This is a genomic window from Natronomonas sp. (assembly GCF_036625485.1).
In the GTDB taxonomy this organism is placed as follows: Archaea; Halobacteriota; Halobacteria; order Halobacteriales; family Haloarculaceae; genus Natronomonas.
In genome coordinates, this window is sequence record NZ_JAZKTR010000005.1 from 14993 (window position 1) to 41973 (window position 26981).

General features: G+C 64.9%; 30 protein-coding genes, 1 tRNA gene and 1 pseudogene. 9 read left to right on the forward strand and 23 right to left on the reverse strand.

Annotation, left to right across the window (positions count from 1 at the left end; all coding sequences use genetic code 11):
• Positions 1 to 47 precede the first annotated feature (47 nt).
• Entirely contained in the window at positions 48 to 758 is a 711-nt protein-coding gene (locus V5A53_RS01230; protein ID WP_332311738.1) for a DUF7117 family protein, read from the forward strand.
• Between the two features lie 230 nt (positions 759 to 988).
• On the opposite strand, the gene V5A53_RS01235 is transcribed toward V5A53_RS01230, so the two are convergent.
• From V5A53_RS01235 to V5A53_RS01275, 9 genes are all read right to left on the reverse strand, one after another.
• Positions 989 to 1315: a HalOD1 output domain-containing protein gene (locus tag V5A53_RS01235; RefSeq protein WP_332311739.1), complete on the reverse strand. Its 327-nt coding sequence runs from the start codon at positions 1313 to 1315 to the stop codon at positions 989 to 991.
• A gap of 200 nt (positions 1316 to 1515) precedes the next feature.
• Positions 1516 to 1890 carry a DUF7344 domain-containing protein gene (locus V5A53_RS01240; RefSeq protein ID WP_332311740.1) on the reverse strand — a complete coding sequence of 125 codons (375 nt, stop codon included), beginning with the start codon at positions 1888 to 1890 and terminating at the stop codon, positions 1516 to 1518.
• A gap of 238 nt (positions 1891 to 2128) precedes the next feature.
• The gene (locus tag V5A53_RS01245) at positions 2129 to 2413 is read right to left on the reverse strand and encodes a HalOD1 output domain-containing protein (RefSeq protein WP_332311741.1); all 285 of its coding nucleotides are present in this window, start codon (positions 2411 to 2413) and stop codon (positions 2129 to 2131) included.
• A gap of 531 nt (positions 2414 to 2944) precedes the next feature.
• The gene (locus tag V5A53_RS01250) at positions 2945 to 3397 is read right to left on the reverse strand and encodes a pyridoxamine 5'-phosphate oxidase family protein (RefSeq protein WP_332311742.1); all 453 of its coding nucleotides are present in this window, start codon (positions 3395 to 3397) and stop codon (positions 2945 to 2947) included.
• A gap of 241 nt (positions 3398 to 3638) precedes the next feature.
• Positions 3639 to 4124 (reverse strand): NUDIX hydrolase, encoded by a 486-nt coding sequence (locus V5A53_RS01255; protein WP_332311743.1) that lies wholly within the window; start codon positions 4122 to 4124, stop codon positions 3639 to 3641.
• Positions 4125 to 5018 carry a bifunctional methylenetetrahydrofolate dehydrogenase/methenyltetrahydrofolate cyclohydrolase FolD gene (folD, locus tag V5A53_RS01260; protein ID WP_332311744.1) on the reverse strand — a complete coding sequence of 298 codons (894 nt, stop codon included), beginning with the start codon at positions 5016 to 5018 and terminating at the stop codon, positions 4125 to 4127.
• Between the two features lie 89 nt (positions 5019 to 5107).
• Positions 5108 to 5680, reverse strand: coding sequence for a hypothetical protein (locus V5A53_RS01265; protein ID WP_332311745.1), 573 nt, complete (start codon positions 5678 to 5680; stop codon positions 5108 to 5110).
• Positions 5677 to 7089, reverse strand: coding sequence for an FAD-dependent oxidoreductase (locus V5A53_RS01270; protein ID WP_332311746.1), 1413 nt, complete (start codon positions 7087 to 7089; stop codon positions 5677 to 5679). The genes V5A53_RS01265 and V5A53_RS01270 overlap by 4 nt, the downstream gene beginning before the upstream one ends.
• Positions 7090 to 7158: 69 nt before the next feature.
• Positions 7159 to 7584, reverse strand: coding sequence for a DoxX family protein (locus V5A53_RS01275; RefSeq protein ID WP_332311747.1), 426 nt, complete (start codon positions 7582 to 7584; stop codon positions 7159 to 7161).
• A 164-nt stretch (positions 7585 to 7748) separates the two neighbouring features.
• Here V5A53_RS01275 and V5A53_RS01280 point away from each other — a divergent pair, with 164 nt between their 5' ends.
• A complete protein-coding gene (locus V5A53_RS01280; protein ID WP_332311748.1) occupies positions 7749 to 8540 on the forward strand; it encodes an SDR family NAD(P)-dependent oxidoreductase in 792 nt (263 codons plus the stop codon).
• A gap of 142 nt (positions 8541 to 8682) precedes the next feature.
• On the opposite strand, the gene V5A53_RS01285 is transcribed toward V5A53_RS01280, so the two are convergent.
• The 4 genes from V5A53_RS01285 to V5A53_RS01300 all read right to left on the reverse strand — a co-directional run bounded on the left by V5A53_RS01285 (position 8683) and on the right by V5A53_RS01300 (position 11865).
• Positions 8683 to 9492, reverse strand: a complete 810-nt coding sequence (locus V5A53_RS01285) for a hypothetical protein (protein ID WP_332311749.1) — start codon at positions 9490 to 9492, stop codon at positions 8683 to 8685.
• Between the two features lie 214 nt (positions 9493 to 9706).
• Positions 9707 to 10336, reverse strand: a complete 630-nt coding sequence (locus tag V5A53_RS01290; protein ID WP_332311750.1) for a DUF7504 family protein — start codon at positions 10334 to 10336, stop codon at positions 9707 to 9709.
• Between the two features lie 128 nt (positions 10337 to 10464).
• Complete coding sequence (locus tag V5A53_RS01295) at positions 10465 to 11568, reverse strand: AI-2E family transporter (protein ID WP_332311751.1); 1104 nt, start codon at positions 11566 to 11568, stop codon at positions 10465 to 10467.
• Between the two features lie 57 nt (positions 11569 to 11625).
• A complete protein-coding gene (locus tag V5A53_RS01300; RefSeq protein WP_332311767.1) occupies positions 11626 to 11865 on the reverse strand; it encodes a hypothetical protein in 240 nt (79 codons plus the stop codon).
• 544 nt (positions 11866 to 12409) lie between these two features.
• Between V5A53_RS01300 and V5A53_RS01305 the strand changes: the two genes are divergently transcribed.
• Positions 12410 to 12649: a hypothetical protein gene (locus V5A53_RS01305; RefSeq protein WP_332311752.1), complete on the forward strand. Its 240-nt coding sequence runs from the start codon at positions 12410 to 12412 to the stop codon at positions 12647 to 12649.
• Between the two features lie 142 nt (positions 12650 to 12791).
• Here V5A53_RS01305 and V5A53_RS01310 read toward each other — a convergent pair.
• Positions 12792 to 12866 (reverse strand) — tRNA-Val (locus tag V5A53_RS01310).
• A gap of 50 nt (positions 12867 to 12916) precedes the next feature.
• Positions 12917 to 13186 (reverse strand): DUF7553 family protein, encoded by a 270-nt coding sequence (locus V5A53_RS01315; RefSeq protein ID WP_332311753.1) that lies wholly within the window; start codon positions 13184 to 13186, stop codon positions 12917 to 12919.
• A gap of 190 nt (positions 13187 to 13376) precedes the next feature.
• On the opposite strand from V5A53_RS01315, the gene V5A53_RS01320 reads away from it, so the two are divergent.
• Positions 13377 to 13736 (forward strand): HesB/IscA family protein, encoded by a 360-nt coding sequence (locus V5A53_RS01320; RefSeq protein ID WP_332311754.1) that lies wholly within the window; start codon positions 13377 to 13379, stop codon positions 13734 to 13736.
• A 98-nt stretch (positions 13737 to 13834) separates the two neighbouring features.
• Here the strand turns inward: V5A53_RS01320 and V5A53_RS01325 are convergent, their stop codons facing one another.
• Positions 13835 to 14032, reverse strand: coding sequence for a dodecin (locus V5A53_RS01325; protein WP_332311755.1), 198 nt, complete (start codon positions 14030 to 14032; stop codon positions 13835 to 13837).
• A gap of 114 nt (positions 14033 to 14146) precedes the next feature.
• Here V5A53_RS01325 and V5A53_RS01330 point away from each other — a divergent pair, with 114 nt between their 5' ends.
• The gene (locus V5A53_RS01330; RefSeq protein WP_332311756.1) at positions 14147 to 15328 is read left to right on the forward strand and encodes a pyridoxal-phosphate-dependent aminotransferase family protein; all 1182 of its coding nucleotides are present in this window, start codon (positions 14147 to 14149) and stop codon (positions 15326 to 15328) included.
• A gap of 6 nt (positions 15329 to 15334) precedes the next feature.
• On the opposite strand, the gene V5A53_RS01335 is transcribed toward V5A53_RS01330, so the two are convergent.
• Together V5A53_RS01335 and V5A53_RS01340 are read right to left on the reverse strand one after the other, a co-directional pair.
• Positions 15335 to 15649, reverse strand: a complete 315-nt coding sequence (locus V5A53_RS01335) for a DUF7116 family protein (RefSeq protein ID WP_332311757.1) — start codon at positions 15647 to 15649, stop codon at positions 15335 to 15337.
• 124 nt (positions 15650 to 15773) lie between these two features.
• Positions 15774 to 16010, reverse strand: coding sequence for a DUF5816 domain-containing protein (locus tag V5A53_RS01340; RefSeq protein ID WP_332311758.1), 237 nt, complete (start codon positions 16008 to 16010; stop codon positions 15774 to 15776).
• 130 nt (positions 16011 to 16140) lie between these two features.
• Between V5A53_RS01340 and V5A53_RS01345 the strand changes: the two genes are divergently transcribed.
• Positions 16141 to 17502 carry a bifunctional metallophosphatase/5'-nucleotidase gene (locus V5A53_RS01345; RefSeq protein ID WP_332311759.1) on the forward strand — a complete coding sequence of 454 codons (1362 nt, stop codon included), beginning with the start codon at positions 16141 to 16143 and terminating at the stop codon, positions 17500 to 17502.
• A 57-nt stretch (positions 17503 to 17559) separates the two neighbouring features.
• Entirely contained in the window at positions 17560 to 17961 is a 402-nt protein-coding gene (locus V5A53_RS01350) for a universal stress protein (protein WP_332311760.1), read from the forward strand.
• On the opposite strand, the gene V5A53_RS01355 is transcribed toward V5A53_RS01350, so the two are convergent.
• Entirely contained in the window at positions 17945 to 19030 is a 1086-nt protein-coding gene (locus V5A53_RS01355; RefSeq protein WP_442928661.1) for a mechanosensitive ion channel family protein, read from the reverse strand. The genes V5A53_RS01350 and V5A53_RS01355 overlap by 17 nt on opposite strands.
• Positions 19031 to 19100: 70 nt before the next feature.
• Between V5A53_RS01355 and V5A53_RS01360 the strand changes: the two genes are divergently transcribed.
• Positions 19101 to 19841, forward strand: coding sequence for a proteasome assembly chaperone family protein (locus V5A53_RS01360; protein WP_332311762.1), 741 nt, complete (start codon positions 19101 to 19103; stop codon positions 19839 to 19841).
• A 37-nt stretch (positions 19842 to 19878) separates the two neighbouring features.
• On the opposite strand, the gene V5A53_RS01365 is transcribed toward V5A53_RS01360, so the two are convergent.
• From V5A53_RS01365 to V5A53_RS01375, 3 genes are all read right to left on the reverse strand, one after another.
• A complete protein-coding gene (locus V5A53_RS01365; RefSeq protein ID WP_332311763.1) occupies positions 19879 to 21579 on the reverse strand; it encodes a YcaO-like family protein in 1701 nt (566 codons plus the stop codon).
• A 96-nt stretch (positions 21580 to 21675) separates the two neighbouring features.
• Complete coding sequence (gene tbsP / locus V5A53_RS01370) at positions 21676 to 22485, reverse strand: transcriptional regulator TbsP (RefSeq protein WP_332311764.1); 810 nt, start codon at positions 22483 to 22485, stop codon at positions 21676 to 21678.
• Between the two features lie 130 nt (positions 22486 to 22615).
• Positions 22616 to 24580, reverse strand: coding sequence for a hypothetical protein (locus V5A53_RS01375; protein ID WP_332311765.1), 1965 nt, complete (start codon positions 24578 to 24580; stop codon positions 22616 to 22618).
• A 195-nt stretch (positions 24581 to 24775) separates the two neighbouring features.
• Here V5A53_RS01375 and glyA point away from each other — a divergent pair, with 195 nt between their 5' ends.
• Positions 24776 to 26050, forward strand: a complete 1275-nt coding sequence (glyA, locus tag V5A53_RS01380; RefSeq protein ID WP_332311766.1) for a serine hydroxymethyltransferase — start codon at positions 24776 to 24778, stop codon at positions 26048 to 26050.
• Positions 26051 to 26669: 619 nt separating this feature from the next.
• Here the strand turns inward: glyA and V5A53_RS01385 are convergent.
• Positions 26670 to 26981: pseudogene (locus V5A53_RS01385) on the reverse strand (aspartate-semialdehyde dehydrogenase); the annotation flags it as partial.

A 26981-nucleotide genomic window follows, 5' to 3' on the forward strand; every position in this document is an offset into this window, starting at 1 on the left:
CGACGGGAGTCCAAGGGTGTTTTGCCGCGGCCGCCCAAGCCGAGGACATGAAAGTCCGCGGCCAGCGGGAGTGCAAGGAGTGTGGGACGCGGTGGTCCTACTACGAGACCGGCGAGGTGGCCTGCCCGAACTGCGGCAGCCTCCACAGCGTCGGCGTCGACGAGGACCGGTCCCTCCACACTGCGGCCCCGAAGACGCTCGACCTCACGCCGATCCGGAACGACATCGACGACGCCCCGGTGCGTCGACTCGCCGAACGGGCGACCGAGCGCACGAAGGCGTACACCGCCGGCTACGGCTTCATCGACGCCGGCACCCTCCAGCCGCTCGACGACACGTACCTCGCCGCGATGGAACTCCGCCACGTCGCCGGCGAACTCGCCCGGAAGACGAGCGCCACCGACGACGAGGAGTGGTACTTCACGAAACTGCTGAAGGCCGACGAGGGCGAGCGGCCGGACCCCGAGGAAGTTCCGGATTCCCTCCGAGCCCTCTCGGGGTTGGCCTACGCCAACGCCGTCGAAGAGTACCGCTCGGACCTCCGAACCTACCTGGACGAGCACCCGGACCCCGCAGTCCGGCGAGTGATGGAACGACTCGCCGACCACACCAAGCGCGTCCGCGCGCTCGATGGGGACGTTCCGCCGCGGGAGGCCGAAACGCTCGTGGCCTCGACTCGTGACATCGGCCGCTATCTCGCAGAAGACGACGAAAACGCGCTCGCACAGGCCGAGAGTCGACTCGATAGCCTCGCCTGATACGGATCGCTGTACCGATGTACCGGCCATCGCCCTGCGAGTCGGCGATGGCCGGTAAAAGAGACCCTGTTGGAACCCTCAGCAGTTGCTACGAACGGCCTGCTGAATATAGAGGATGTATGCGGGAGTCCGATGGGTGTGTTTAGGTACACAATCCTGATCGCATCTAACGATAGAATATCGCTAATACATATCCTGGCTGTGAGGTGTTTTTCCGGGTGGGTTGTAGACTACCCGAAGACCGGTTCGGGACTCGTCGACTGAGTGGCATCACAGACGCAGATCTTCCCGTCGGCACGGACAAACACATTCCATGATTCTATCTTGAAACTGAGTAGTGCCTCAGCATGTTCAGCACCTTTATGACGAAACAGGTTATTGACGGCGTCAGGGTCGGCGTACTCATACAACGGTGGGAGTTCCATTGGGTCAACGTCGGCTGCCGTTGCCACTGCATTGATGATTTCCTCTGCCGGTGATTGATTACTCTCCACGCTGTACACCGTCTCCACAACCGGTGCACACCCACAATATACAGTCAGATTACTATTCTGCATATACGCACCACGCTCCCTTTCCAAGTTTAAATCCTTTATCCTCAGCGCAATATATACGGTGCGAATGATTTATTTGTTTACTTTTCTCACTAAATCAGTGACCGAGATGCGCCCTGTATCTTGCACGCACCGGATCAATCTTCATAGAATATGTTAGAACCATAGTGCGAGATATAGAGGTGTTCAACAGGGTGGTCCAGTTAGGGCCAGCCGGGAGGTAGTTCGTCGGCATGAGTCTCGATCAGTTCAAGCAGTGGCACGATTTCCTCAAAACGTGGGCCCTTCGAGATCTCGCCTGTCTCCCGATCCCATTCGATGTACCCTGTATCCTCCAATTTCGGCAGATGGGTATGACGGAGGGCTATGCCCACCTCTTTTGTCTTGTTCTCGCCCCGAATCATTAGGTCGGTGTGTGTTTCGACAGTTCCCTCTTTCAACAGCAGGAGAATCAGCCGACGATTACGTTTACGCAGAATATCGAGTATTCGGTCCATCCCAGGACGCAGCAGGAGACTCTCCGACACGTCGCTCCCCGAGTCAGGTGCGTTATCAAATCCGTCCCCACCGTCGGACATACACTAACACAGAAGTGGAGTGTATATAATTACTTGTGAGACAATAATCATACGAAACAATGTAAAATCGCCCGACTCGAGGGCTGTATCTTTCAGGTCATGTCCGACAGGGTTGTAAGCCGACCGCTCTACGCTCGTACATCCCCGCGTCCGACAGTATACCGAATGAGTCACTCTACCCGTCGAAGCGGTGACCGATATGCGCTGTTTGTGAGAATACGCTTGCGACGTAATCCTGTTACTCGGCGTGAGACGACTGCTGGAAAGATGAGTTGCGGGCATTTGACGGCCAATTGAGGGCTTGCACGCCGTGTTGAGTAATCTCGAGTTGGATACCTTCGATGGTTATTCGGACCTCAATGTTGGCGTTTCCGGAGGCGACTAACTCTTCGAGCGCGTCGATATCAACGTAATCGTGAAGTGTATACGTTTCATGTTCGATACCGAGTTCCTCAAGTACATTAACGATCTCGACGGTGAGCGAGTCCGTCGAGAACGTCGGTTTAGCCCCCCGATTTTTCATAATCTGAACACGCTAAAAAAATGTCCCCACCCAGTATATACTTTGGGGGGATTTCATCAAAGGTGTCCGTCCAGCAGGTATTCGGAACGGGTCTGTACTGACCGACCCGTCTCGTAATTCTGGCAAAGCCTCTTGTACAAGATACGCGCCCTGTATTCATGCTGCCGGCTGTACGTCCATGAAAATCGCTCCGCGATAGTCGGAGACGGCCGGGCAGAAACACACCTTTTCGGACGGTGTCACTTCGGATAGGTACAGCCGGCAGTATCAACACGACCATCGAAACCTGTCACGGTTCGAGAAATTCGATCGAGCCGGTCTCGTGCGAGTAGACTAGTTCTGAGAATCACCCCTTCGCGAGGAGAATCAACGCGAATCGCTCCTCGAAGAGCGTCGAGGCGGCTCGTAGCTATTCACACCGTTGTGGACGAGACGGATACCCGCGTCCGCCCGAGGCGGTGCGTCGTATGCGACGTACCGAACCCGCTTCCTGCCCCGTCTCTGGGAAACCGATCTGGAGGGGACTCTGCGTTACGCAGACCCAGTACTTCCTTCGATTCGACTGGTGAGTTCGTCGGGCACGAGGCGGTAGAACTCGAACGGTACGTCTTTCGGAGGACGGCCAAAGACATCGACGATCGGAATATGAACGTGCTCGAAGCCCTGCAGTGTTTCAGTAGCGATTGATTCTTCCATCGTTTCCTCCAGTTGGCCCTTGGCGACGACGCTCCACCACTCCCCGTCCGTCTGGCCGTAGACAACGAACGTGACATCGTGATCTGCAATCGCGGCTTTCGCGCTATCGGTATCGATAGCGAGCCGAAAATAGAAGGTCGCTTCTGTGGCATCGTACCCGTACGAAACTGGTACTGAATGCGGCGGATCATTACCTGACTCACAAAAGGAGATAACGCCAGTACCGCCGTCACCGAGGTGTGCATCACGCTCGTCTTTCTCCATCTCTTTAGCTTCGGTGTAACTCATGTATCACGCTACGGGAGGACTGGCAAAAAGTGCGTCCCCCGTCCTGAACGAAGAGGACTCTTCGAAACGGGAGTAGTAGAATGGAAGGGTTGGTTGCTATAGATGTGCCTCAGACGTCCTGAAGCGACGAATCGGGCGTTCCGTCGGCTTCGAAATCGAAAGCACCACCGGGGACCGAATCGATTCCTTCGTTTGGTTCGACACCCAGTACTTCGACACCCGTTCTCCACGCACACCTTCTTCAGAAAAGCCGTTCGACCAGCTCCCGGTCGAAGGTGTTCTCGGGTACCTCGTCGTGCCACGCCACCTCGTCGATGCCGGGTTCGGGGTCGAACGACGGGTCGGACTCGGTCGGTTCGCCGACGAACGTCGCGAAGTAGAACTCGTAGGCGTCGCCGGATGCCTCGTCGGCGAACGTCTGTTCGGCGATGGCGCCCAGACCGGTCACGTCGACCGAGATACCCGTCTCCTCCAGTACCTCACGGCGTGCGGCATCGACGGGCGACTCGCCGGCTTCGACGCGTCCGCCGGGAACCAGCCAGTCGTCGCCCTCGCGGACCAGCAGGATACGACCGTCGTCGACGACGAGACAGCCGGCGCCCCACTCGCCGTCGTCGTCGCGTTCGAGGCCCTTCTCGAACCGCTCGGCCGAAATCTCGATGCGCTCGGCTTTCCGGTAGTGGTCGCCGTAGCGGGCCGCCAGCGTCTCGGGACTCAATTCGGCCATCTACGGGAGTTCGACGTCGATATCCTCCTGAATCCCCGCCGCCTTAACCGTGTTGTAGAGGAGCATCGCGCGGGTCATCGGGCCGACGCCGCCGGGAACCGGCGTGATGTAGTCGGCCTGCTGCTTGGCGCTGTCGTAGTCGACGTCGCCGACCAGTTCGTAGCCCTTCTCGGTGTCGGCGTCGACGCGGTTGATGCCGACGTCGATGACCGTCGCGCCCTCACCGACCATCTCGGCGTCGATGAACTCCGGCATGCCGGCAGCGGCGACGAGGATGTCGGCGTTGCGGCACTTGGCTTCGAGGTCGTCGGTCCGGGAGTGACAGACGGTCACCGTCGCGTTGCCGTCCGGCGCCTTCTGGAGGAGGAGATTGGCCAGCGGCTTGCCGACGATGTTCGAGCGGCCGACGATGACCGCGTCGGCGCCCTCTGTTTCGATATCGTAGGCCTCCAGCAGTTTCTGGACGCCGTGGGGCGTGCAGGGCCGATAGCGGTCGTTGCCCGCGACGAGGCGGCCGACGTTCTCGGGGTGGAAGCCGTCGACGTCCTTGATGGGGTCGATACTGCGGAGGACCTGCCGGTCATCGACGTGGTCCGGGACCGGCATCTGGACGAGGATGCCGTGGACCTCGGGGTCGGCGTTGAGGTCGTCGATGGTATCGTAGAGTTCCTCGGCGGGCGCATCGGGGTCGATCTCGACGTGGATGCCGTTGATACCGACCTCCTCGCAGTCCCGCTGTTTCATGGAGACGTAGGTCTCGCTGGCGGGGTCGTCGCTCATCAGCACGGTGGCGAGACCGGGCGTGACGCCCTCGGCTTCGAGCGTCTCGATGCCCTCGCTCAGCGAGTCACGGATGTCGGCGGCGACGGCATTGCCGTCGATGTCCTCTGTCATCACCTGAGCGTGGTCGGCCCGGACGTATAAAATATCCGGGTTCGTGCTACTTTGCTACCCAGAACTTCCGTTTGTATACACGAACGTGTCTATTCCTGACAGTCCTCGGCGTGGAGTTCAACAGGTTCGCTCCCCTGTCGAACCGACCGGGTCGCCCCCGCGTCGATGTCGAGTAACATCGCCTGCCCACCGTATCCATGTGTCTGGTCGTGCCCACGGACCACGACACAGGCGAGGTCGTCGGGGACCTCGAAGGTGTCGGAACGCGTGAACTCCTGGGTCCCGTGAGCGTGTGCGAGATCCCGGCGGCCGACCCGTTCGCCGTCGAGCGTATCGACCTGCCACCAGTTCGCGTAGCCGTCCTCGCCGTCGTCGTCGTGGATCAGGGTCACGGAGAACCGGACCTCACCGTCGCCCCGTTCGGCTTCGACGCCGACGACGTTCGCCTCACGGAGGTCGAGTTCTTCCGAGCCATCGCCGGTTCGGGTGGCAGTTCCCTCCGACTCCGTCCCGCCATCTCCTGTGTCCGTCCCGCCGTCGGTCGCCGTCCCGTTGGCGTCCGGGTCGGCGTCGTCGGAGGGGCCGCCGTCCGTACACCCGGCCACCGTGACTCCGAGGACGCCACCACCGACGGCGAGGAATCGGCGGCGGTGGAGCCTCACAGTTTCCCACCCAGTACCTTCGCCGCGGTCAAGACGGGGTCCCACGTCGTGTTGAACGGCGGCGCGTAGGCGAGGTCGTAGTTCGCCAGTTCCTCGACGGTGATGCCCTCGGTGACGGCGCCCACGATGGCGTGGCTCCGGTGGACCGCCCCCTCGCCGTACTCGGAGACGAGGCTGGCCCCGAGAACGCGCCCGGTTTCCCGGTCGGCAGTCAGGGTCACTTTGACGGTGCCGCCCTCGGGGTAGTAGCCCGCGCGGGATTTGGCGTCGATGGTCTTCGTCACGGGGTCGAATCCCGCCTCGCATGCTTCCTCGTGGTCGAGACACCCAGTGCGGGCGGCCTCGACGTCGAAGGCCTTGACCGCCGCCGTGCCGGCGACACCGCCGCCCTCGGTGCGGTTTCCGGCGACGGTCTGGCCGATGGCACGCCCATGCCGATTGGCGGTCAGCGCCAGCGGGACGTAGACCGACTCGTCGGTGACGACGTGTTCGGCCTCCGCGCAGTCGCCGGCCGCGTAGACGTCCGGCAGGTTCGTCTCCCGATATTCGTCGGTCGCGATGGCGCCGGTCGGCCCGAGTTCGACGCCCGCCGCCTCCGCGAGGTCGGTTCGCGGTCGGACGCCCGCGCCGAGCAGCGCCATCCCCACCTCGGTGCGTTCGCCGTGGGCCGTGACGACGGCCTCGACCTCGTCGTCGCCCTCGAAGGCCTCGACCTCAGCGTTCAGGTACACCGCGACGTCGTTCGATTCGACGTGCTCGCGGACCGCCTCGCTGGTCGCTTCGCTGAAACCCTTGAGGATTCGGTCGCCCCGCTGGAAGAGATGGACCTCGAAGTCGTTTTCGGCCAGCGCCTCAGCCATCTCGACGCCGATGTAGCCGCCGCCGACGATGGCGATGGGGGCCTCACAGGTTTCGAGGAAGTGGCAGGCCGGCCCGCGGTCCGGCTGTTCGAGCGGGCTTTCCTCCCGGGACCGAGCGACGAAATCGCGCAGTTCCTTGCCGTCGGTCATCGACCCGAGCGTGTAGACGCCCTCGCGGTCCTTGCCGTCGATGGGCGGGACGACCGATTCGGCGCCGGTTGCGATGAGCAGGTGGTCGTAGTCGACGGTCACCTCGCCGTCGTCGCTTTCGGCCGTAACGGTACGGTCCCCGGGGTCGGTTTCGACCACCTCGTGGCCCGTCCGCAGGTCGATATCGCGTTCCTCGCGGAACTCCTCGGGCGTCACCGAGACGAGTTCCTCCAGCGTCTGGATCTCGCCTTTGACGTAGTACGGCAGGCCGCAGGCGCCGTAGGAGACCCACTGTCCCTTCTCGAAGACGACGACGTCGAGGTCCGGGTCATCGCGTTTGGCCTTGCTGGCAGCGCTCATCCCAGCGGCGTCCCCGCCGACGACCACGAAGGTAGACATATCTCGTGATTCGACGGCGGCCCTGATAAAGGCCGGTCGGGAGTGCGACCGGACGACAAGCCGGCGGTATCAGTCGGCGTCCGGTATCGGCGTCGTGTACCACCACGCCCACGCGATGAGGACGACCTGCATCGGGAGACGGGCCCACCGCGCCAGCGAGGAGGGGTCCCGAATCGGCGCCGACGCCCCCTCGATGACCACGCCGCTGGTCGCCATGTAGACGTTCGCCGGGAAGATAGCGATCAGCAGGGCGATGAGCCCCCACGCGGCGTAGGGCCGCGTTCGCGGATGCAGAACGCCGAGGCCGAGGGCCGCCTCGGCGATACCGGAGAGATAGACGAGCGCCAGCGGTGCTGGCAGATACGGCGGCACGATCTGGACGTAGGACTCCGGGACGACGAAATGCATGATGCCGGCGATGATGTAGATACCGCCCATCGCATAACAGAGGGGGAGTTTGAGGCGGGCCAGCAGTTCGGGGATGCCGTCGTCCATGGGCGAAGCACCGAGCGAGGCGGGTTATTCTTTGTTGCTGGCACACGTTTTCCCGGAAAGCGGTGCGTTCGCTCCGCGGATGATCCACCCTTCGCGACGTATTGGTTAGCGATGGTGTCTCCGGTGCCGGTACTAACTTAACACCGTAAATCATTGGGGCTTGTATGCCAACCTCACAGTTCAGCGTCGAGGGGCGCAACGCCATCGTAACGGGTGCCTCGCAGGGTATCGGGAAGACCATCGCCGAACGACTCGCCGCCGACAGCGCCAACGTCGCTATCTGTTCGCGCGCACAGGAGCGCGTCGACCCAGTCGCCGAAGGGATCCGCGAGGAGGGCGGTACCGCCCTCGCCGTCGAATGCGACGTTCGGGACGCCGAAGCAGTCCAAGAGTTCGTCGACGAAACCGTCGAGGAGTTCGGCAGCGTCGACCTGCTGGTCAACAACGCCGGCGGTGAGTTCGTCGCCCCCTTCGAGGACATCTCCGAGAACGGCTGGAAGTCCATCGTCGACCTCAACCTCCACGGCACCCGCCACGGCATCCAGGCCGCCGGCGAGTACATGCGCGAAAACGGCGGTGGCGACATCATCAACATGGCCAGCGTCAACGGCCAGCACGCCGCGCCCCACGAGAGCCACTACAGCGCCTCGAAGGCGGCCATCATCCGCCTGACCGAGACGCTGGCGACCGAATGGGCCAAATACGGCATCCGCGTCAACTGCGTCGCCCCCGGGCTCATCCAGACGCCCGGCGTCGCCGAGACGCTCGGCATCGACGAAGACCAGATGCCCGCCCGCGAGGAGGTCGACCGCCGCATCGGCCACACCGAGGACATCGCCGACGTCGTCCAGTTCCTTGCCAGCGACGCCGCCGCGTTCATGAACGGCGAAACCGTCACCGCGAAGGGCGTGCCACGGGCCGGCAACAGCTTCGACGTCGATCTCGGCCTCGAATAGAAGCGAACCGCTGAAACTGCTTTTCCGAACGCGTCACCCGAAGATCGGGTCGGTGATCGGATCGAGCGCGCTGCCGTTCTCCGGCGTCGGCGTCGGTGTGGCCGTCGCGACCGGTTCGCCGCCATCGTCGGCGGGGGCCGGGCTACCGAACCCGGCTGCCGGTCCGAGCGCGCCGATCGCTCCCGTCAGCGTCAGCCCGACCGCGACGAGACTCGCCGCAAAGAGCGCGAACGCGGCGGCCTTGACGGGCGGCGTGTCGGTGATGCTCCCGCCCGGCGGGGTCGGGTAGCCCGGCCCCTCGATGGTCGCTGATGCGTCCTCGACCGGTTCGGGGTTCCGGGCCCGGGTCGATGGGGTCGATGATCTCTGCGGTACCTTCGCCCTCGGCGAGCCATTCGGCGAACTCGAAGCCGCCGGGGTAGGTGTCGACTTCCGTGGGGCCACCGACGAACGGGAGCAGGCCGAGCAGTCGTGCCCGCGTCGAGACGTCGGGTTCCGGCGTCGCGCCGACGACACGGGGCGTCTCCGGCGGTTCCGTCGGACCGGTTGCGCCGTCGTCGGCCATCCACTGGCGGAAGTCGAAGCCCGAGTAGGTCGGACCGAGATCGGGTTCCGGCTCGGTCTCGGCCGTTTCGGTTTCGACCGCCTCCGCCTCGGTGGCGTCGAGCCACTCGCCGAAATCGAAGCCAGCGAAACTGACCGATTCGGCCGCCGTCATGTCGACCGACCCGGTTTCCTCGGAGCCGGAGTCCTTCTCACGGCGGTCCGACAGCGAACTTCCGAGCCACTCCTGAAAATCGAATCCCGCGCTGCGGCCGGCGCCGGCGCCGTCGGCCCGTGTCGGCGGCCGCTCGTCGGCGTCCTCGCCGCCGTCGGTCACCCCGAACTGGAAGCCGCCAACCGTCTCCGGTTGGTCACGTTCATCGTCCGGTGTCGTATCTCGTTCTGTCATCTATGCGTAACGCGTTCCCTTACCGGTGAGATTCGGGATGAAACGTATAACTTCTCTGCTCAGTATAGCCGGCTTTTAATATCCCGGTAGTGCCCGTGTCACATCTTGTCGTGACAATAGAGATCACGGCCAGTCGTGGCGCATACGAGCCTCACGTCGGGAAACTGAACCGAATCGAACCAAACCGAACGGATGGGAGATAGCGGGTGTGGCCTCAAATCCGGGCCCACGTTCCGGTTTCCGTGTCGTACTCGAAGACGTCCGAAAAGAGGCTCTCGATGGTCGCCAACGTCTGATCGTCGTGTGCGTTGGGGTCGATGTGGTAGTGGGCTATCGCCCCGGCGGATTCGATGCGCTTCGTCGTCACGTGGAGATACTGGAAGGCCCGTCTGGTATCGACGTACTGCAGGAGCGTCGTAAGCGAGTCGAAGCAGACGTGCGTTCGGGCGTCGTCGTCCTCCCACGCCGAGAGCGCTTTGTTCATCTTGATGCCGATTCCAGTCAGGTCGCCCGGTTCGGAGACCGTCGTCGTCGAGATGACCGTGCCACCCGACCGGCACATACCGGAGGCACCGTCGGTCGCCGCCGCGCTCCGTGTCGCGTCGGCCGTGACGATGGCCACTTTCTCGGGAAGGCCGCCGTGACGGCGCCACGAATCCAATCGGTCGTCCGGGTTCCCCGACAGCGAGACGAAAAGGAGGTTCCGTTCCGTGGCTGCATCGGGACCGACCCGCGGACACACCGAGGTTCCGCTCTGGGACAGCGCTGGCGCACGCAAAAGTACGTTGGCGGGCGGATCGACCGCCAGAACGGAGTCGTCGCGACAGCTACACGGAGCACTCATTCGGTATCTATCCCTTCGGACTACACCACATAAACGGTTCCGTCCGTTTTCAGCCTCGGATAACACCTGCCGAGGGCGCCGGTCCGGACAGCAAAAGCGCGTCCGACAGACCCATACAACGAGTCGTATCAGAACTCGTCGAGACGCCGCTGGCTCGGTGGGAGACGGTCGTCGTCGCTCGGTTCGGCGCCGAGTAGCGGCGGGAGAGCCACGTCGACGAAGGTAAGCGCCAACACGAGCAGGATGGGCGCAAGGAAGAGCCCGTAGAACCCGAAGATGATGGGCCCGAAGATGTAGGCCAGAAGCAACAGTCCGACGTGGGTCCGGTTGCCGCTGAGATACGGCCGCAACAGCAGGTCCGGAATCGTGTCCACGATGACGACCGCAAGCGCGAGAAAGCCCACGACGTAGATTAGCATCGACGGGTCCCCACCCAAAACGGAAGGCAGCGCGGCCGCAGCCGCCAGCGGGATGTAGACGATCTTCATTCCGACGACCGGAATCAGGCTCGCGATGCCCGTCAGCACTCCCGCGAGGACAGGATACGGGACCTCTACGGTCGACGGCGCAAACGCGTTATAGCCGAGATACGATACGACGGCGATGATCGCGATCGCGATGACGTTCAGAAGGTTGCCGTAGAGAACCGCTTCCAGTTCCTCGTCGGCCGCCTGGAAGAACTCCTTCGCAGTCGAACCGTCCTCGAAATCGAGCAACCACTCCCGGATCTTCCAGCCCTCGATGAGCAGGTAGTAGGTGACGACGACGATTATGAACAGGTTGAGTACGAACGACGACAGGATGCTGGTGACGTATCCAGCCTGGTCGACCGCGAAGTCGATGAAGGGGTCCATCTGGCCGGTCTGGTACGCCCGGATGAGGCCGTCTATCGTCAACTGCGGAAGGTCCTCGGTGTTCTGGAACCACGGCGTGTCCTCGACGGTCGACATGACGAAGGGGTTCTCCTGAACGAATCGCCGAACCTCCAGTACCATCAAAACGAGCGTGTAACTGAGTAAGAACAGTAGTGGAAGCCCGAGCAACGAGAGCGTCAATACCGCACGAGTCCGGGCCGGAATCCGGAGTCTGCTGAGGTAGTTGTAGAACTTCCGGGTCGAATAATAGAGGAACGCCGCGATGGTAAACGCCGCGATGAACCGATAGATGACGTAGACGGTGGCCGCACCGATGGCGAGGCCGAACACTGCCACCACCGCTTTGTTCTCGTCCATATGACGCACGTCAGACGGCACCGCAATAAAGTCCCGGTCAGATCGGTGCGCTGAAATCTACTCTCCGGCCGCCTCGATGTGGCTCAGCGCCTCCGCACGCGTCATTCCGCGCACGCCACAGGAACACGACAGCAGTTCCGGATCCGCGAGTTCGTCGACCTGTTCGGTCTCGGCTCGTTCGAGCGCGTCGGCCGCCGGGTCGTACTCGAAGGCGATTCGATAGTTCACCTGCGTCACACCCTCGATTCGGTGGCCCTCGTCGAGGTCGGGGTTCTCGATGGCGTGTTCGGCCTGCATCTCCGATTTCCACTCCTGCAAGGCGTCGTTCACGTCGGCATCGTCGGGTGGGCACCAGCCCTCAAAAAGGCGGTACTCACGGACTCGCTGCGGTCGTTCTCCGTCCCGGTCGCCTTCGCGTAGACGATATCGAGCGCTTCCATCTCGAAGCGTCCCTCCGGGAGCGTATACCCGTCGAAGAAGTCGTAGTTCGATCCCGGCTGAAGGACGAACAGCGCCTCCTGTAGCTCGTCGCTGGTGGTATCCAGCGCGTCGTCGACCAGCTTCCCCCACCCGTGCCGGTCGTCGAGAACAACGAGCCGCCGATTGCCGCTCCTGCATCTTCAACATCGAACGTCTGTCGATGCGCATGGGTGTTCCGCGGGAGTCACGATGAAGTAGCTAGTGACAAAACTTTCCAAAAGCCATTGGCAACGATTGACGAACTTACCACACCACAGTCAAAAGTAAGACAATCAGTGACACACAGTTGGAGAACGTGCGAATAGTTTAAAATCTGCAGACACCGGCCGACGCTTTTGGAGCTGGCGGCCGACTACCCGATATGACCGGCCCCCACGAATCCAAACACGAACTCGAAGGCGCCACGGTGTACGTCCACGAGAAAGACGAGGCATCCGGCGCCAGCAGCACCCACATCGACGTCGAACATCCCGACCTCAACGAGATCATCGAATCCGGCGAGAACACCTTCGTCGGCGGCAAGGACGGCGGCGTCTTCATCGGCCTGAAAGACGAGATGCTAGAGCGGGCGGAGGTGTATCTGGAAGAGCGAACGGGATAGCCTCGGTCGTCGTTTCGGGCGGATTCGAACCGTGTCGAGACGTGCTCGCTTCGCTGCGCGCGACTCGCCTGGTTCGAATCCTTCCCTCCCCATTGCGCGTACTCGCTCCGCTCAGCAGAGCTTCGCTCCGAGAGAATACTCATGGGTCGGGGCGGATTTGAACCGCCGGCTTCCTCCGTGTGAAGGAGGTGTCATAACCGACCTAGACCACCGACCCGCGCGTCGAAATATCGGACGGCCGGACTTAACCCTTTTCAACCGACGCGGTTACTGTTCGGTGCGCTGGTTGCGGTAGCTGTCGAGTTTCTCGCGGGCGTCCTGGATGGCTTCGCGGGTCTCGCCTTCGGCCTTCTCCTGCAGTTCCTTGAGCTCCTGTTTGAGTTCCTCGAACCGGCCGGGTTCGGGTTCGTCTTCCTCGCGGTTCATGAGGTCCTGTGCCTTCTCGCGGAGCGGTTCGAGTTCCTCGGAAACGCCGGCTTTCGCGGTCTCTGCGGCTCGCTTCAGGTGGTGTCGGGCGTCTTCGAAATGATTGTTCATGATACGCCTTAATATAGGTCGAGCAAGGCTAAAACCATTGTGGAACCCGTGGTAGACCAGTTCACAGGACGCCGTATCCATCCCGTTGCGAATCGGGGCGTTCGGACCCTCTGACGAGCGCCGGTAGGCTCGTCCTGCCTATATAAACCGGTGCGTCAGGGTTATGTCCCTGGGTCTGATACAGTATGGCATGAGCCAGACCGCCGAAACGACCGACCAACCGGTAGAGGTCACCGAGGCGGCCGCCGACCAGGCGCTGGACCTTCTCACCAACGAGGGCTACGACACCGACGAGGCAGGCCTTCGACTGTTCGTCCAGCAGGGCGGCTGTGCGGGCCTCTCCTACGGGCTCCGCTTCGACCTCGAACCCGAGGAAGACGACGCGATAACCGAACACCACGGGCTCCGGATCTTCGTCGACCCGGCGAGCCAGAAGTACGTCGACGGCTCGGTGCTGGACTTCGAGGGCGGCCTGCAGGGTGCGGGCTTCCACGTCGAGAACCCCAACGCCGAAAGCGAATGCGGCTGTGGCGAGTCGTTCCGGACGTAACGAGACGAGCGCGGCGGCTGGTCGACGGTACTTCGTTCTTCAAAAATCCCCGGCACGAGTCCGGGGTGGCTCCTTCCCCTTTCGAAGGACCGCGATGGTTATTCGAGCTGGAAAGCGACCTCGACTTCTGCCTGATACTCTCGGTCGGGAACCGAGGCGACTTCGACACCGAGTTCCTCGACTTCGACCCAGTAGACGTTATCCAGGGTCGCCTCCGCTCGGTCGACGGCGTCGTCTACCGCCGCATCGAAACTCTCGTCACTCGTACCGACGAGCGTGATTTTCTTGAATACCATCGCAAGCGGTTCTACTCCCCGCAGGCTCCTAAAGGTATCCTGACCTATCAGATACCGGACTGATGGCTCCCCCGATTCGCTTTCCTTTTGTACGGCGGCTGTACACGTTCGTGTATGGAATCTGCCGTCGACGAGTTGCAGCCACCCGAACGGCTCCTCATGGGCCCCGGCCCGAGCGAGACACACCCGCGTGTGCTCCGGGCCTTCGGAACGGAGCCGGTCGGTCACCTCGACCCGGCCTTCATCGAGGTGATGGACGAGACACAGACGCTGCTCCGCGAGACGCTGCGGACCGACAACCAGCGGACGATTCCGGTCAGCGGCACCGGATCGGCCGCGATGGAAGCCGCCATCGGTAATCTGGTCGAGCCCGGTGAAACCGCACTCGTGCCCGGCAACGGCTACTTCGGCGACCGGATGGCCGAGATGGTCCGCCGGGCCGGCGGCACGCCGGTCACCGTCGAGGCGCCATGGGGCGAGCCACTGGACCCCGAGACGGTGGCCGACGCCTGCGCCGAACACGACCCCTCGGTCGTCGGCGTCGTCCACGCCGAAACCTCGACGGGCGTTCGCCAACCGGAGATGGCAGAGATTACGGCCGCCGCCCACGACCACGGCGCCCTGGTCGTCGCCGACTGTGTGACCTCCATCGGTGGCGTCGAGTTCCGGATGGACGAGTGGAACATCGACGCGGCCTACGCCGGCCCTCAGAAGTGTCTCTCCTGTCCGCCGGGCGCGAGTCCCCTCTCGGTCAGCGACGACGCGATGGCCAAGATCAACGCCCGCGAGGAGCCGGTCCGGTCGTGGTATCTCGACCTCTCCTTGCTCGACGACTACTGGGGCGATGAACGCGCCTACCACCACACCGCACCCATAAACAACGTCTACGGCCTGCGTGAGGCGCTCCGGATCGTCCACGAGGAGGGCCTCGAAGCCCGTTGGGACCGCCACAAGCGCGCCTCCGCGGCCCTCCAGGAGGGCCTGTGGGCGCTCGGCCTCGAACCGGTCGTCGACGAGTCGGTCCGGCTGCCGAGTCTCATCACCGCCCGACTGCCGGGCGGGCTCGACCCCGGCGAGGTCGTCGAGACGATGCGTGCGGAATACGACGTCGAAATCGCGACGGGCCTCGGTGCCTTCGCGGACGAGGCGGTCCGCGTCGGCTGTATGGGCTATGGCGCCCGCCGCGGGCCGGTACTGGAGACCGTCGGCGCGCTCGGCGAGACGCTCGCAAGGAAGGGAATCGACGTGGCCCCCGGCGCGGGGGTTTCGGCGGCGACGGACGAGTTCAGCCGATAGCGCCCGTCAGGGCGCCGGCAGCACGTCCGCGCTCGGATGCAGCACCTGATAGCCGTTCTCCTCGACGCTGATGACCGCCCAGTCGTAATCGGGTTCGACGGCGAGTAGCCGTTCGCGGACGGTCGATGCCTCCTCCGCCCGCGTGACGAAACAGCGCAAGTTACCGTGTGTCGCGGCCTGTTCGGGATCGGCAGTCGTCACGTGGACGGTCCGCCATTTGCGTTCGGCGCGGAGTTCCTCGCCATCCTCGGAAACCTCGTAGCCAAGGTCGGTGAAGATGTCTCGTGCCTCCTCGTCGAGGGATGTGCTAACAGCTCCCATTCATTTGGGGATTCGTCACGCTGGGAGATAAAGATTAGTACGTGCCCGGTGGGTGACCTATAAGCTACGGATGATCAGGGATACGGTTGCAGTAAGCCGGTTCTTCGGGAACGTATAGAGATAGTTACTCGTGGGCGGCGTCCCACTCCTCGGCCTTGTGGAAGTTCGAACAGACGTTACACTGGATGCGGCCCATCGAGTCGACGGCGGTGTCGAACGACTCGCAGTTCTCACAGAAGAACCCCCATCGAGTCTCGGCCTCGGGGTCCGTGTAGACGACACGGAACGGCGCCTTGTTGCCGCGTTCGACCTCGCGAGAGACGTACAGCGTCTGCCCGTCGGGACCCTCTCGTTCGTCCATACAGGCGGTGGGCCGCCCGGCGGCAAAACGCTCACGGTCCCGACACGAAGCAGCCGGGACCGGGCGGAGACCGAAACGCCGATGCCCCGATCTCGATACGGTTTTGCGACTCCCGTTCCTCGACCCGGACGTGCGTCTCCTCCACTACTCGGATATCGAAAACGCCCACGACGACCCCGAACGGATCGGCCGCATCGCCGGCCTCGTCGCGGAGCGTCGCGGGGCGGACACTCTCGTCTGCGGGACCGGCGACAACGTCGCCCCCGGCGTCCTCCCGCTTGCCACCCGCGGCGGGCAGGCCCTGGATTTCTTCGAGGCCGTCTCGCCGGCCGTCGAAACCTTCGGCAACCACGACTTCGATTTCGGCCTCGACCGCACACGTGAACTCGTTGCGGCCTCCCCACAGCAGTGGCTCACCGCCAACATCTACAGCGAGGGCGACCGCTTTGCCGGCTGTCGACCGTGGGCTATCCACGAGGCCGACGGCGACCGCGTCGGCTTCTTCGGTCTCACCGACCCGACGACCCCCTCCGGCAACGAGAACGCCCAGTCGCTTTCCCTCACCGATCCCATCGAGGAGGCCCGCCGCGCCGTCGACGCCCTCCGCGACCGTGACGTCGATCACGTCGTCGCGCTGTCGCATCTCGGTCGCGCCGACGAGCGCCTCGCGGCCGCCTGCGACATCGACGTCGTCCTCGGCGGCCACGTCCACTCCGAACGCATCGAACGGACCGCCGGCACGCTCCTGACCCGCCCGGGCGCCGGTGGCAAGGTCGTCCTCGAGATCGACCTCGCGGCCGACGAGGTGACCCGCCACACCGTCGCCGAGGCGCCGCTGGATGCCGACCTCGCGGCGACCTATCGGGACCGCCTCGAAGCCGCCGGCCTCGACGAGGTCGTCGGTCGCGTCGACGAGCCGATCCGTCGCACCGAAGGGGAGGCCTTCCGCGGCGAGAGCCGTGTCGGCAACTTCGTCGCCGACGCCTATCGGTGGGCCGCCCAGCGCGAACTCGGCGCCGACCCGCCCGTCGTCGGCCTCCAGAACAGCGGCGGCATCCGAACCGGCGCGCCGCTCGCCGGCGAGGTGACCGTCGCCGACCTCGTCAGCCTCGTTCCCTTCGAGGAGTCGATGGCCGTCGCCGAACTCTCCGGAACGGAACTGGTCGACCTCTTCCGGGAGGGCGCCGAAACGACCGGCTTCGGACAATCGGACTGGTGGCACGCCCACGTCTCCGGCGCCCGCCTCGTCTACGATTACAGCGAGGACGAACTCGTCGAGGCCCGCGTCGACGGCGAGCCCATCGACCCGGAGGCAACCTATCGGCTCGCCACCTCGGAGTTCCTTCTGCATACCGACGCCGAGTTCCCGACGCTTACCGAGCGGAACGCCATCCGCCGACTCGACATCCAGTACGAGATACTGGCCGAGTACGCTCGTGAGGTCGGTATCGCCCCCGAACTCGAAGGCCGAATCGTTCGGACGGGCCTGTGATACGGATCGGTGAGACGACCGGAAGCTTGAGGGCCGACCCCCTGCTTGCCCCAACAAATGACGCTCGTCCTCGTGCCCGTCAGGTACCCTCTCTCCGAACACTCCCGGGCGACCGTGAAACGCGCTATCGACATCGCGCGCGAAGAGGAGGCCGAACTGACCGTTCTTCACGTGAACCTCTATCAGAACGACCAGCGAGTCACCCGGACCGAACTCAAACGGGCCGTCGAACGGGAGTTCGGCCGGCTGAATTTCGCTCGCTACGTCGTCCGACCGGGCTTTCTCGTCGAAGAGACCATCCTCGACGAGGTCGCCGAGGAGGACGCCGATTTCGTCGTCATCGGTCAGAAACAGGCCAGCCGCTGGCGGTCGATGGTCCGTCGCCTCGTCGACGACCCCGACGTCGAGGATTTCCTCCGTCGCGAGTTGGAGTGTAAGGTGATCACTGCGAGCCCGTAGCGTCCGCGTCGTCCTCGGTTTCGGTATCAGCCGACGATTCGCCGCCCTCCTCGCCCTCCGCGTTCTCCGGTTCGTCCCGTCTGGTCGCTCCGCTCTGCTGGGTAGCCGGCCCCTCCGCGGCTTCCCGCATCGCGACCTGCATCTCGCCGCTGGTATCGTCGAAGACCAGATGCGAGTGCGGGTACGGGATCTCGATGTCGTGTTCCTCGAACCGCTCCCAGACGTGCGACATCACCCGCGAGCGGACCGCCGTCTGCTTGTAGGGTTCGTGAGCCCAGTAGCGAAGCCGCAACAGCACCTCGCTGTCGCCGAACTGGTTGACATAGCAGGTCGGCGAGGCCGGGTATCGGGCACTTCCGATACGGATGTCGGGACCCCCCTTCAGGACGCCCTCGGTGTGGCGGGCGGCGGCCTCCATCTGCTTGCGTGCGGTCCCGATGTCGCTCTCGTAGGTGACGCCGACGTCCAGCGTCAGCCGGATGCGAGTGTCCTCCGCGGAGTAGTTGACGATGTCGCGGTCCCGCATCGCCCCGTTGGGCATGACCATGAAGGTGTTATCGAGGGTGAACACCTTGGTGTACAGCAGCGTGATGTCCTCGACGAACCCCTTCGTCTCGGTGTCCTTTATCTCGACCATGTCGCCGATCTCGTAGGGTTGTTCGGAGAGGACGAAGACGCCGCTGAGGATGTTCCCGATGATCGGCGCGAGGACGATACCGACCACCGCCGAGAAGACACCCACGGAGAGGGCGAGGTTGCCGAAGCCGAGGCCGAAGAAGGACAGCGCGACCATGATCGCCGAAAGCACGATGAACGTCTGCATCCCCCGGAGGATGGTCCGGGTCACCGACGGGCGTTTGAACCGGCGGGCGATACGGCGCCCGAGGATCTGTCGGAGCAACTGCGAGAAGTAGTAGGACCCCACGACCAGCGCCACCGCCAACACCAGCCGATAACCGAACATCGGGACGTAGTCGGGCAGCCACGGCGGACGAACCAACGGCTCCGCCGCCTCCGTCGGCGTCGGCGTCCCCGCCTGCAGAACTGCCCAGAAGCCAGACATACCCATCCCGTCGCCGGGGGGCGAAAAAAGCGTTCCGCCCCCGCAAGCTAAGACCGAGCCCCGCGATTGTGAGAGTATGTTTGGCACTCACCGTCCACCCGATTTCGACATCAACCACCCGAACCCGACGGAGACGCTGGTGGCCGGCTTCGCCCAGTACGGTCTCGCCGGACTGACGGCCGTCGACTACATCCGGAAACAGCTCGAACTCGAGGAGACTGGCCACATCGCCGTCGATCAGTTGCCCGCAGTGACGCCCTTCGAGAACGGGACGCCGCGCCACCACACCCGACTGTTCTCGAAGCCCGGGTTCGATATCACCATCGCCGTCGGCGAACTGTTCGTTCCGACCTACGCCGCCGAGCCGTTCGGCAACGCCATCCTCGAATACACCGAATCCAGCAGCGTCGAGGAGGTGGTCGTCCTCTCGGGGGTCCCTATCGCACACGGCCCCGATGACCACCGCCCGTTCTACGTCGCCAGCGAGGACTACCAGCGGGCCCGCCTCGGCGGCGACCACGACGTCGCGCCGATGCCCGGCGGGTTCCTCGACGGTCTCAACGGCGCGCTGATGGAGCGAGCCATCGAGGAACCGCTGAAGGCCTGCATCTTCACCACCCCGGTTCACGAACAGGTACCGGACGTCGACGCCTCGCTGCGCCTGCTGGAAGCCGTCGAAGCCGTCTACGAACTCGACCTCGATACCGGTCCCCTCGAAGAGTTCGCGGCGGCCGTCTCCGAGAAGTACGCGGAACTGGCCGCCCAACTCGAAGCCCAACAGAAGGAGCATCGTCCCGAAGACCGGATGTACATGTAGAAACGGCCGGTCCACCCGCAGGCTTTCGCCGGGGAACCTACGGGAACGGATGCATTGGACGTTCGGGCTGGAACTCGAAACCGAGGGAATCGGGCACCGACCGCGCGCGCTCGCCGAAATAGGCGTCGCCGGTGAAAAGCGGTTGCGCCGCCGGAACGACGACCCGAACCGCCTCGAAGCCGAGCGAGGCCACGTCCCGCGGCGTCACCCGCGCGCCGTAGGCGTCGAGGCCCACGTCGGCGACCCGGTCGACGACGGCGGAGAGTTCGGCCGCCCCGTCCGGCGCCGTTTCGGGGCCGACGCTGTCGGCCGGGACGGTCGTCTCCGGCGAGACGAACGCCCGCGCCGCCTCGGGGAGGTCGGCGTAATGGCCGATGGCCCCCGACTCGTCGGCCGCGCGGTCGGGGCCCATCCGGCGGAGTTCGAGCCAGTTCTGGATGGCCTCCTCCAGCGCGCCGCGGGCGGCCGCCTCGGGGTCGAGGTCAGCGGACATCCCCGCCGCAAAGCGCGGCCACTCGTCTTCGCGGTGGACGCAGACCGCAACGACCGGCACGTCGACGTCCTGTGTCAACAGCAGGGCCGTCGTATCGAGGCCCTCGCTTTCGGCCCGAGCAGCGAGCGTCTCGAAGCCCTCGTCGTCGACGGCCAGCCCGAGCGGGTCGTAGCTCGAGTACCACGACAGCATCGCGGCGTCGCGCTCGATGACCTCGTAGAGGCCAGACAACAGCGCCTCGATGCCGTCGTTGCCGAGTCCCAGTCCGGTCGTGATCGGCGGGCGAACGTTCCGTTCGGGCGGCGGGAAGACGACGAGTTCGGCCGGCAGTTCGACGGGGTCGCCGGTCGCGAGGTCCTCGGCGGGATGCCAGTACTCGATTGCCGATTCAGCCGTCGCGTCACCCGGTTGGACGAACCGCTCGGGGGCGACGGGAGTCGACGGCTCGCTGATGAGTTCGCCGGTCCGATAGACCGCGGCGCTGTACCGTTCGAGCGCCTCGCCGAGTGCCTTCATGAATGCGGGGTCCCAGTCGGCGCCGACGCCCGCCGCGTGGCTGGGGGCGTCAGCATCGGAGAAGGGCGTCGAGGCCAGCGTCGCCAGATAGTACGGAACGGGGAAGGACTCGGCTTCGCCGACCTCGGTGATCGGGCCGAGACGAGCGTCGAAGGCGCCCTCCGCCAGCGACAGCGATTCCTCCAGCGACCGCTCGGCCCGCTCGCGGGGAACCGCCCCCCGCGAGGGGTCCTCGCCACACTCGCAGTACGGCACCGGCAGGACCCGCCGCTGGGCGTGTGGCACCTCGATAACGCCGCCGAGAAGCGTCGACTGGCCGCCGGCGACGAGCGAGGCGAGTTCCCGGCCAGCGAGCGCGCCCGCAAACCGGGCAGTCGCTACCGCACAGTCGCCATCGTCGGTTTCGGGGTCGGTCGCGGCGATACGGCCGCAGAGACAGTCGAAGCAGGCCGTCCCCGGGGCGTAGCCGGAGACGGCGGCGTCGACGCCGGCGACCGGTTCGCCACCGATGCCGCCCAGTTCGACCGAGACGACGGGCGTGCCCGACCCCCTGGCGGCCGTCGCCGCCGTCTGGAAGGCGCTGTCGCCGACCGGCGCCGCGACGACGGCGATGTCCGCGCCGGCGATGGCGCCCGGGTCGACGGTCGTCGTCGCGGCCGACGCATCCGAGAGGGCGGCCGAGATCGCCTCGATCGCGGGGCCGTCGCCGACGAAGCCGACCGTCGTCACGGTATCACCGTCTCGAGCGGGATTTGCGTCGAAGTGAGATGCATACGCGTCGCTTCAGGCGACGCGTCGATAAAGGCACGGAAGAAGGAACCGAGATCAGGCCGCGAGCATCGACTGGGCGACGCTGGCCAGTTGGCCGGCGTCGGCGTCACGGAGTCGGTCGTCGCCGAGCTTCAGGCGTAGGCGCGGGCGGCCGACGTCGATGGGGACCTTCTCGGTGTCGATGAGGCCCATCTCCTCCATGCGGCTCTTGGTCCGCGAGAAGGTGGCCTTCGAGGCGATGCCGACGTCCTCGCCCCACTTGGAGATGTCGTAGAGCAGGTCCTCGTTCTTGGCGGCGACCAGAAGCGAGATGGTCACCTCGTCGAGACCGTTGCCGTTGCCGCGAGCGGTTTCGAGCGACGCGAGGACGCTCTCGAAGTCGTCGGCGGTCGGCTCGCCGAGGCCCTCACGGAGCGTCGATTCGACCCGCGAGATGGCCGGCGTCCGAAGATTGAACGCGTCGGCGTCGTCCCACGCCTCGCTGAAGCGAGCGTATGCGCTCTCGATGAACGCCTCGTCGTCGGTGGTCAGGCCGGCGACGCGGCCGTCGGCGCGGACCACCGAGACGACCGTCGAGTCGGTCACGAGCAGCGTGTTGGTCGGTTCCTCGTAGGTGCGAATTTCGAGACGGCCGGCCTCGACGTGGTCGGCGGCACGGCTCGCGACGAGGAAGTCATCCATGACGGATTTCAGGACGCTCTCGCCGGCGAGGAGGCGAACGGTCGGCCCCTCGTCGCCCATCACGTCGACCAGTTTGTCGATCGTCTCGGTCGTGGGATTGACCACGAACAGCTCGTCGTCGACCGTCGAAAGCGCCTCGGAAAGTACGTCCGCCACCGTCCGCTCGAGAAGGTTTGATTCCATTATCGTGAGCGTTAGTATGTTCTACAGCATATTTAATATTAGCGGGCCTATGCGCGGAACACACGAAAACAATATTTAAATAACCGGCAAGGGCCGGTCACGCTTATTTGAGGGGAGTCGGTCCCGTCTTTTAGGTCTGTCGGGATTCACTCATCTCGTGCGCTAACTCGTCCGACCACCGGAGGGCGCCGTCGTAGCGGACCGGTTGGGTGGTCCTCGAAAGCAACTCTCGGAGCCGGTCGCCGTCCATCGTCTCCGGCGCCGATTCACCACAGGGCCGGTACCCCTCGGTGAGGGGGTCCCAGTATCGTCGGCCGGCCCCATCGGGCGGCGTCACGTCGTAGCGAACCGTATAGCGGTCGCCGTCCGTCGGCGTGACCGTGAAGACACCCGGCGCGTGCGTGGCCGGTCGGAGTCGGTGGGTCCCGTCGCCGACCACCGCGTAGTCGCGGCCGACGATGATCTCGCCGCGAGCGAGCGACAGCGCCCGCTCGAAGGCGAACCCTGCGGCGAGCAGTTCGGCGAACGTCGTCCCCAGCGAGACGGCCTGTTCGTCGAGTACGGTCGTCAGCGTCACCGCGCCGACAGACGCCCCCTGCCGGACGAGGTCGAACCCCTCGTAGTAGGAGCCACACGCGTTGAGGAAGAACGCCTCGGCGCCGCAGGTTCCGAGGTCGGCCGCCGAGAGCGTGCCGTTCCGACAGACCAGTCCGTCGACCTCGCAGTGGCCGATGAAGTGGACGAGGTCCGCCTCCGCTTCGAGTACCGCCGCCAGTTCCGCTGTCGAGAGCCGTTCGTGGACCGTCACGTCGGCGGCGTCGGCCGCGAGTCGCTGCCGGTAGACCCCCGCGACGTCCCGTTCGGCCGCCATCGCCGCGTCGTTGCAGACGACGTCGACGGTGAGGTCCCCACCGGACGAGGTGCCGCCCGTCGGGGCGCCGAGCAGAGTGTAGGCGTCGACTGGCGTCCCCTCCCCGAGCCACGCGTGATGCCGGCTCTCGGAAAGCGCCGGGTCGACCGCATCGACGTTCGGTGCCTCCCCGCGGAAGAACTCGTCGAGGCTCCGTTCGAGCAGTGCTTTGGGGTCGAGGCTCGACGCGGACGCCGGATGGACGAGGCTCAACCGGTCCAGCAGGTACGGCAGATATCGGCCGTTGGCGGGGTCGTCGTCGACGTAGGTCGACAACGGCCACGCCGGTAACCCCTCGAGGTCACACTCGAGGGCCGCCGCGAGGCGCTCGGTCGGCGGCCGGTCCTCGATACCGGCCTCGATTCCCGACGGCCGACTCGGCGCTTCACCCGGCAGCGACCGAAGCCGGCAATCGAGCGCGACCAGCCGGCGCAACGCGTCGGCGGCGTCCTCGGCGAACTCCGGCAGGGGCGCGAACGCCCGGTCGAGACCGGGGCCGCGAAGCCGGGGCGGCCCTTCCTCGATGCGAAGCCGCGCCCCGAGGTAGTACGCAAGCGGCGCGGCCACGAGGACGGCCGTCGTCGAATCCGGGACCGTCATCGTGGGCGGGTCGTCGTCAGGGCGGCCGGAGAGCAGGTCAGTCGGCACCGCCGCCGTCGCCGACCCGTCGAGTGCGACCGCGGGCGTTCGCGGTCGAAAACCCGGATGCGACCGTCGAGGGTTGGTCGTCCGGGGCGTCGCGCCGGCCGCCGTCACTGCCGCGGCCAGCCCCGCCGGCGTCGGCGGCACCGACAGCGAGGGGCGTTCGGGCGGCTCCTCACGGAAGCCGACCGCGACGGCTGTTTCCGCCGGAAACCGGACCCAGACGCTGTCATCGTCGTCCTCGCCGCCGGTCTCGAGGCTCGCCGCCCCCTCGAACGCGATTCGCGTCTCGATGGTGCCGTCGACGACGAGTCGGTGGACGCCCCCGTCGAACGATGCTCCCGTCGACAGCGGAGTCCCATCCGCCACGCGAGTGGTGGCCGGCAACCGGAGTCCGCAGGTGGTGCCCACGGTCGCGGCGTCGACCGACGCCCGAAGCGCTGGTGGATGTCCCCGCGGCCGCCAGCCCGCGAGTCCGAGGCGGACGGACTCTCGCTCGCCGAACCCGCGGAGGCAATCGTCGCTGGCTACCCACTCGACCATCAATACTTGCGGAGATTTCCCGAGTGTATAGTAGTATGCCCTAGCCCGGTGGATGACGGCACCGCCACGACACGGTACCCGTTTCGACGGGACAGCCTCGCCTGACGTGAACCACGGACTCCCTGCGACCACCGACACCGGAGTTGCTTGCCAAGAACGGGTAGCTTCTTGTCTCGGCGTTCCCGACCTATTCACATGAGCTACGATACGGTCCGTGGGGTCGACCCCGCGGTGGCCGACGCCCTCGAAGGCGAACGCGACAGACAGGAGAACACGCTGGCGATGATCGCCTCCGAGAACCACGTCTCGGAGGCCGTTCTCGAAGCCCAGTCCTCCGAGTTGACCAACAAGTACGCCGAAGGCTACCCCGGCGAGCGCTACTACGCCGGCTGTGAGTACGCCGACGAGGTCGAGGAACTCGCCATCGAGCGCGCCGAGAAACTCTGGGGTGCCGAGCACGTCAACGTCCAGCCCCACTCCGGTACGCAGGCCAACATGGGCGTCTACCTCGCGATGCTCGAACCCGGCGACAAGATCCTCTCGCTGGAACTCGAACACGGCGGCCACCTCAGCCACGGCCACCCCGCCAACTTCACGGGCAAGACCTACGAGGTCGAACAGTACGAGGTCGACCCCGAGACGGGCTACATCGACTACGAGGAACTCGACTCGCTCGCCGAGGAGTTCGACCCCGACATCATCGTCTCCGGCTACTCCGCCTACCCCCGCGAGGTCGACTTCCAGCGCGTGCAGGCCACCGCCGATTCGGTCGACGCCTACCACCTCGCCGACATCGCTCACATCACCGGCCTCGTCGCTGCCGGCGTCCACGAATCGCCCGTCGGCGTCGCCGACTTCGTCACGGGTTCGACGCACAAGACCATCCGTGCGGGCCGCGGCGGCATCATCATGTGCGACGAGGAGTACGCCGACGACATCGATGCGGCCGTCTTCCCCGGCGCACAGGGCGGCCCCCTCATGCACAACATCGCCGGCAAGGCCGTCGGCTTCAAGGAGGCCCTCCAGCCCGAATTCGAACAGTACGCCCAGCAGATCATCGACAACGCGAAAGCGCTCGGCCAGCGCCTCCAGGAACACGGCTTCTCGCTGGTCTCGGAGGGCACCGACACCCACCTCGTTCTCGTGGACCTCCGGGAATCCCACCCCGACACCTCCGGCACCGTCGCCGAGGAAGCCCTCGAGGAAGTCGGTATCGTCCTGAACAAGAACACCGTCCCCGGCGAGACGCGCTCGCCGTTCAACCCCTCCGGCATCCGCGCCGGCACGCCCGCGCTGACCACCCGCGGCTTCGACGAGGAAGCCTGCGAACAGGTCGCCGACATCATCTACCGGGTCGTCGACAACCCCGACGACGAGGACGTCAAGGCCGAGGCGTCTGCTGAGGTGGATGCGCTTTGCGAGGAGTACTCGCTGTATCAGGGCGACGGCTCGATTACCGACTCCGAGTAACTCGCTGGACTCTCTGCAGTTTCTTTCGTTCTTTTATAAATCGGGCTTGGCGTCTTTCCAACCGCAAACGACCGGAAAGCCCTCTGCCCGCTGGCGGTCGCTAAGCAGGATATCCTCCCTACGGTCGGATAGTGCCCGCTTAGCGACTCCCCTCCGGCGCCACCGGGCCTCGCCCTTTCATTCCGCCGAGGAACCGCGACCGCACCGCCCTGCCCTCCCCCGAGTCGCGAGGGCCGCCACGGGCGGCCACTCGCTCCCGGCCAGTTGAGCATTTATAAATGGCGCGCGCTGGTCGACCGCCGCGAGGCTCGCCCGAGCGGCGGTCAGGCCAGCCAACGCGCGAGGGACGACTGACCGAACGAAGTGAGGGAAGGAGTCGGTTGGGGAGGCGTGTGGTGCGGTTGCGGTCCTCGGGGGACTCGAAGGGCGAGGTCGGGTCGGTCCCTCCCGGACGACGTAAGCACCGCAGGAGCGAACGAAGTGAGCGACGAGGAGCACAACGAGGCCCGGAGGGTCAAGCCGGCCGAGGGCTTCGGGTGTGGTTGCGTTCCCTTTCGAGTAGCTATCACCAGAAAACCGACCGAAACAGCCACTCCAGAAAACGAACCCTCAAAACGCCTTACAGGTAGCCTTCTTCGAGCAGGAGTTCGCCGTTCAGCACGCTGGCCCCTGCTGCGCCGCGGATCGTGTTGTGGGCCAGACAGTTGTACTGGACGCCCCCCGGCGTCTCCTCGATACCGCCAGCGGCCACGGCCATCCCGTCGCCGAGCATGCGGTCCATGCGGGGCTGGGGGCGTTCGGGGTCCTCGAAGACGTGGATGAGCGGGTCCGGCGAGGACGGGAGGTCCGCGCTGGGGTACTCTTCCATCATAGCGGCGACGTCCTCGGCGGAGGGGTCATCCTCGAGGTCCGCCCAGACGTTCTCGAGGTG

Coding starts and splice junctions, on each gene's coding strand:
- V5A53_RS01340 (WP_332311758.1), bottom strand. CDS start 16,010: ATGGACGAACGAGAGGGTCCCGACGGGCAGACGCTGTACGTCTCTCGC.
- V5A53_RS01305 (WP_332311752.1), top strand. CDS start 12,410: ATGACCGGCCCCCACGAATCCAAACACGAACTCGAAGGCGCCACGGTG.
- folD (WP_332311744.1), bottom strand. CDS start 5,018: ATGACAGAGGACATCGACGGCAATGCCGTCGCCGCCGACATCCGTGAC.
- glyA (WP_332311766.1), top strand. CDS start 24,776: ATGAGCTACGATACGGTCCGTGGGGTCGACCCCGCGGTGGCCGACGCC.
- V5A53_RS01355 (WP_442928661.1), bottom strand. CDS start 19,030: ATGGGTATGTCTGGCTTCTGGGCAGTTCTGCAGGCGGGGACGCCGACG.
- tbsP (WP_332311764.1), bottom strand. CDS start 22,485: ATGGAATCAAACCTTCTCGAGCGGACGGTGGCGGACGTACTTTCCGAG.
- V5A53_RS01285 (WP_332311749.1), bottom strand. CDS start 9,492: ATGACAGAACGAGATACGACACCGGACGATGAACGTGACCAACCGGAG.
- V5A53_RS01280 (WP_332311748.1), top strand. CDS start 7,749: ATGCCAACCTCACAGTTCAGCGTCGAGGGGCGCAACGCCATCGTAACG.
- V5A53_RS01315 (WP_332311753.1), bottom strand. CDS start 13,186: ATGAACAATCATTTCGAAGACGCCCGACACCACCTGAAGCGAGCCGCA.
- V5A53_RS01295 (WP_332311751.1), bottom strand. CDS start 11,568: ATGGACGAGAACAAAGCGGTGGTGGCAGTGTTCGGCCTCGCCATCGGT.
- V5A53_RS01270 (WP_332311746.1), bottom strand. CDS start 7,089: ATGTCTACCTTCGTGGTCGTCGGCGGGGACGCCGCTGGGATGAGCGCT.
- V5A53_RS01350 (WP_332311760.1), top strand. CDS start 17,560: ATGACGCTCGTCCTCGTGCCCGTCAGGTACCCTCTCTCCGAACACTCC.
- V5A53_RS01325 (WP_332311755.1), bottom strand. CDS start 14,032: ATGGTATTCAAGAAAATCACGCTCGTCGGTACGAGTGACGAGAGTTTC.
- V5A53_RS01240 (WP_332311740.1), bottom strand. CDS start 1,890: ATGTCCGACGGTGGGGACGGATTTGATAACGCACCTGACTCGGGGAGC.
- V5A53_RS01360 (WP_332311762.1), top strand. CDS start 19,101: ATGTTTGGCACTCACCGTCCACCCGATTTCGACATCAACCACCCGAAC.
- V5A53_RS01245 (WP_332311741.1), bottom strand. CDS start 2,413: ATGAAAAATCGGGGGGCTAAACCGACGTTCTCGACGGACTCGCTCACC.
- V5A53_RS01275 (WP_332311747.1), bottom strand. CDS start 7,584: ATGGACGACGGCATCCCCGAACTGCTGGCCCGCCTCAAACTCCCCCTC.
- V5A53_RS01250 (WP_332311742.1), bottom strand. CDS start 3,397: ATGAGTTACACCGAAGCTAAAGAGATGGAGAAAGACGAGCGTGATGCA.
- V5A53_RS01230 (WP_332311738.1), top strand. CDS start 48: ATGAAAGTCCGCGGCCAGCGGGAGTGCAAGGAGTGTGGGACGCGGTGG.
- V5A53_RS01235 (WP_332311739.1), bottom strand. CDS start 1,315: ATGCAGAATAGTAATCTGACTGTATATTGTGGGTGTGCACCGGTTGTG.
- V5A53_RS01290 (WP_332311750.1), bottom strand. CDS start 10,336: ATGAGTGCTCCGTGTAGCTGTCGCGACGACTCCGTTCTGGCGGTCGAT.
- V5A53_RS01320 (WP_332311754.1), top strand. CDS start 13,377: ATGAGCCAGACCGCCGAAACGACCGACCAACCGGTAGAGGTCACCGAG.
- V5A53_RS01255 (WP_332311743.1), bottom strand. CDS start 4,124: ATGGCCGAATTGAGTCCCGAGACGCTGGCGGCCCGCTACGGCGACCAC.
- V5A53_RS01300 (WP_332311767.1), bottom strand. CDS start 11,865: ATGCAGGCCGAACACGCCATCGAGAACCCCGACCTCGACGAGGGCCAC.
- V5A53_RS01330 (WP_332311756.1), top strand. CDS start 14,147: ATGGAATCTGCCGTCGACGAGTTGCAGCCACCCGAACGGCTCCTCATG.
- V5A53_RS01335 (WP_332311757.1), bottom strand. CDS start 15,649: ATGGGAGCTGTTAGCACATCCCTCGACGAGGAGGCACGAGACATCTTC.
- V5A53_RS01375 (WP_332311765.1), bottom strand. CDS start 24,580: ATGGTCGAGTGGGTAGCCAGCGACGATTGCCTCCGCGGGTTCGGCGAG.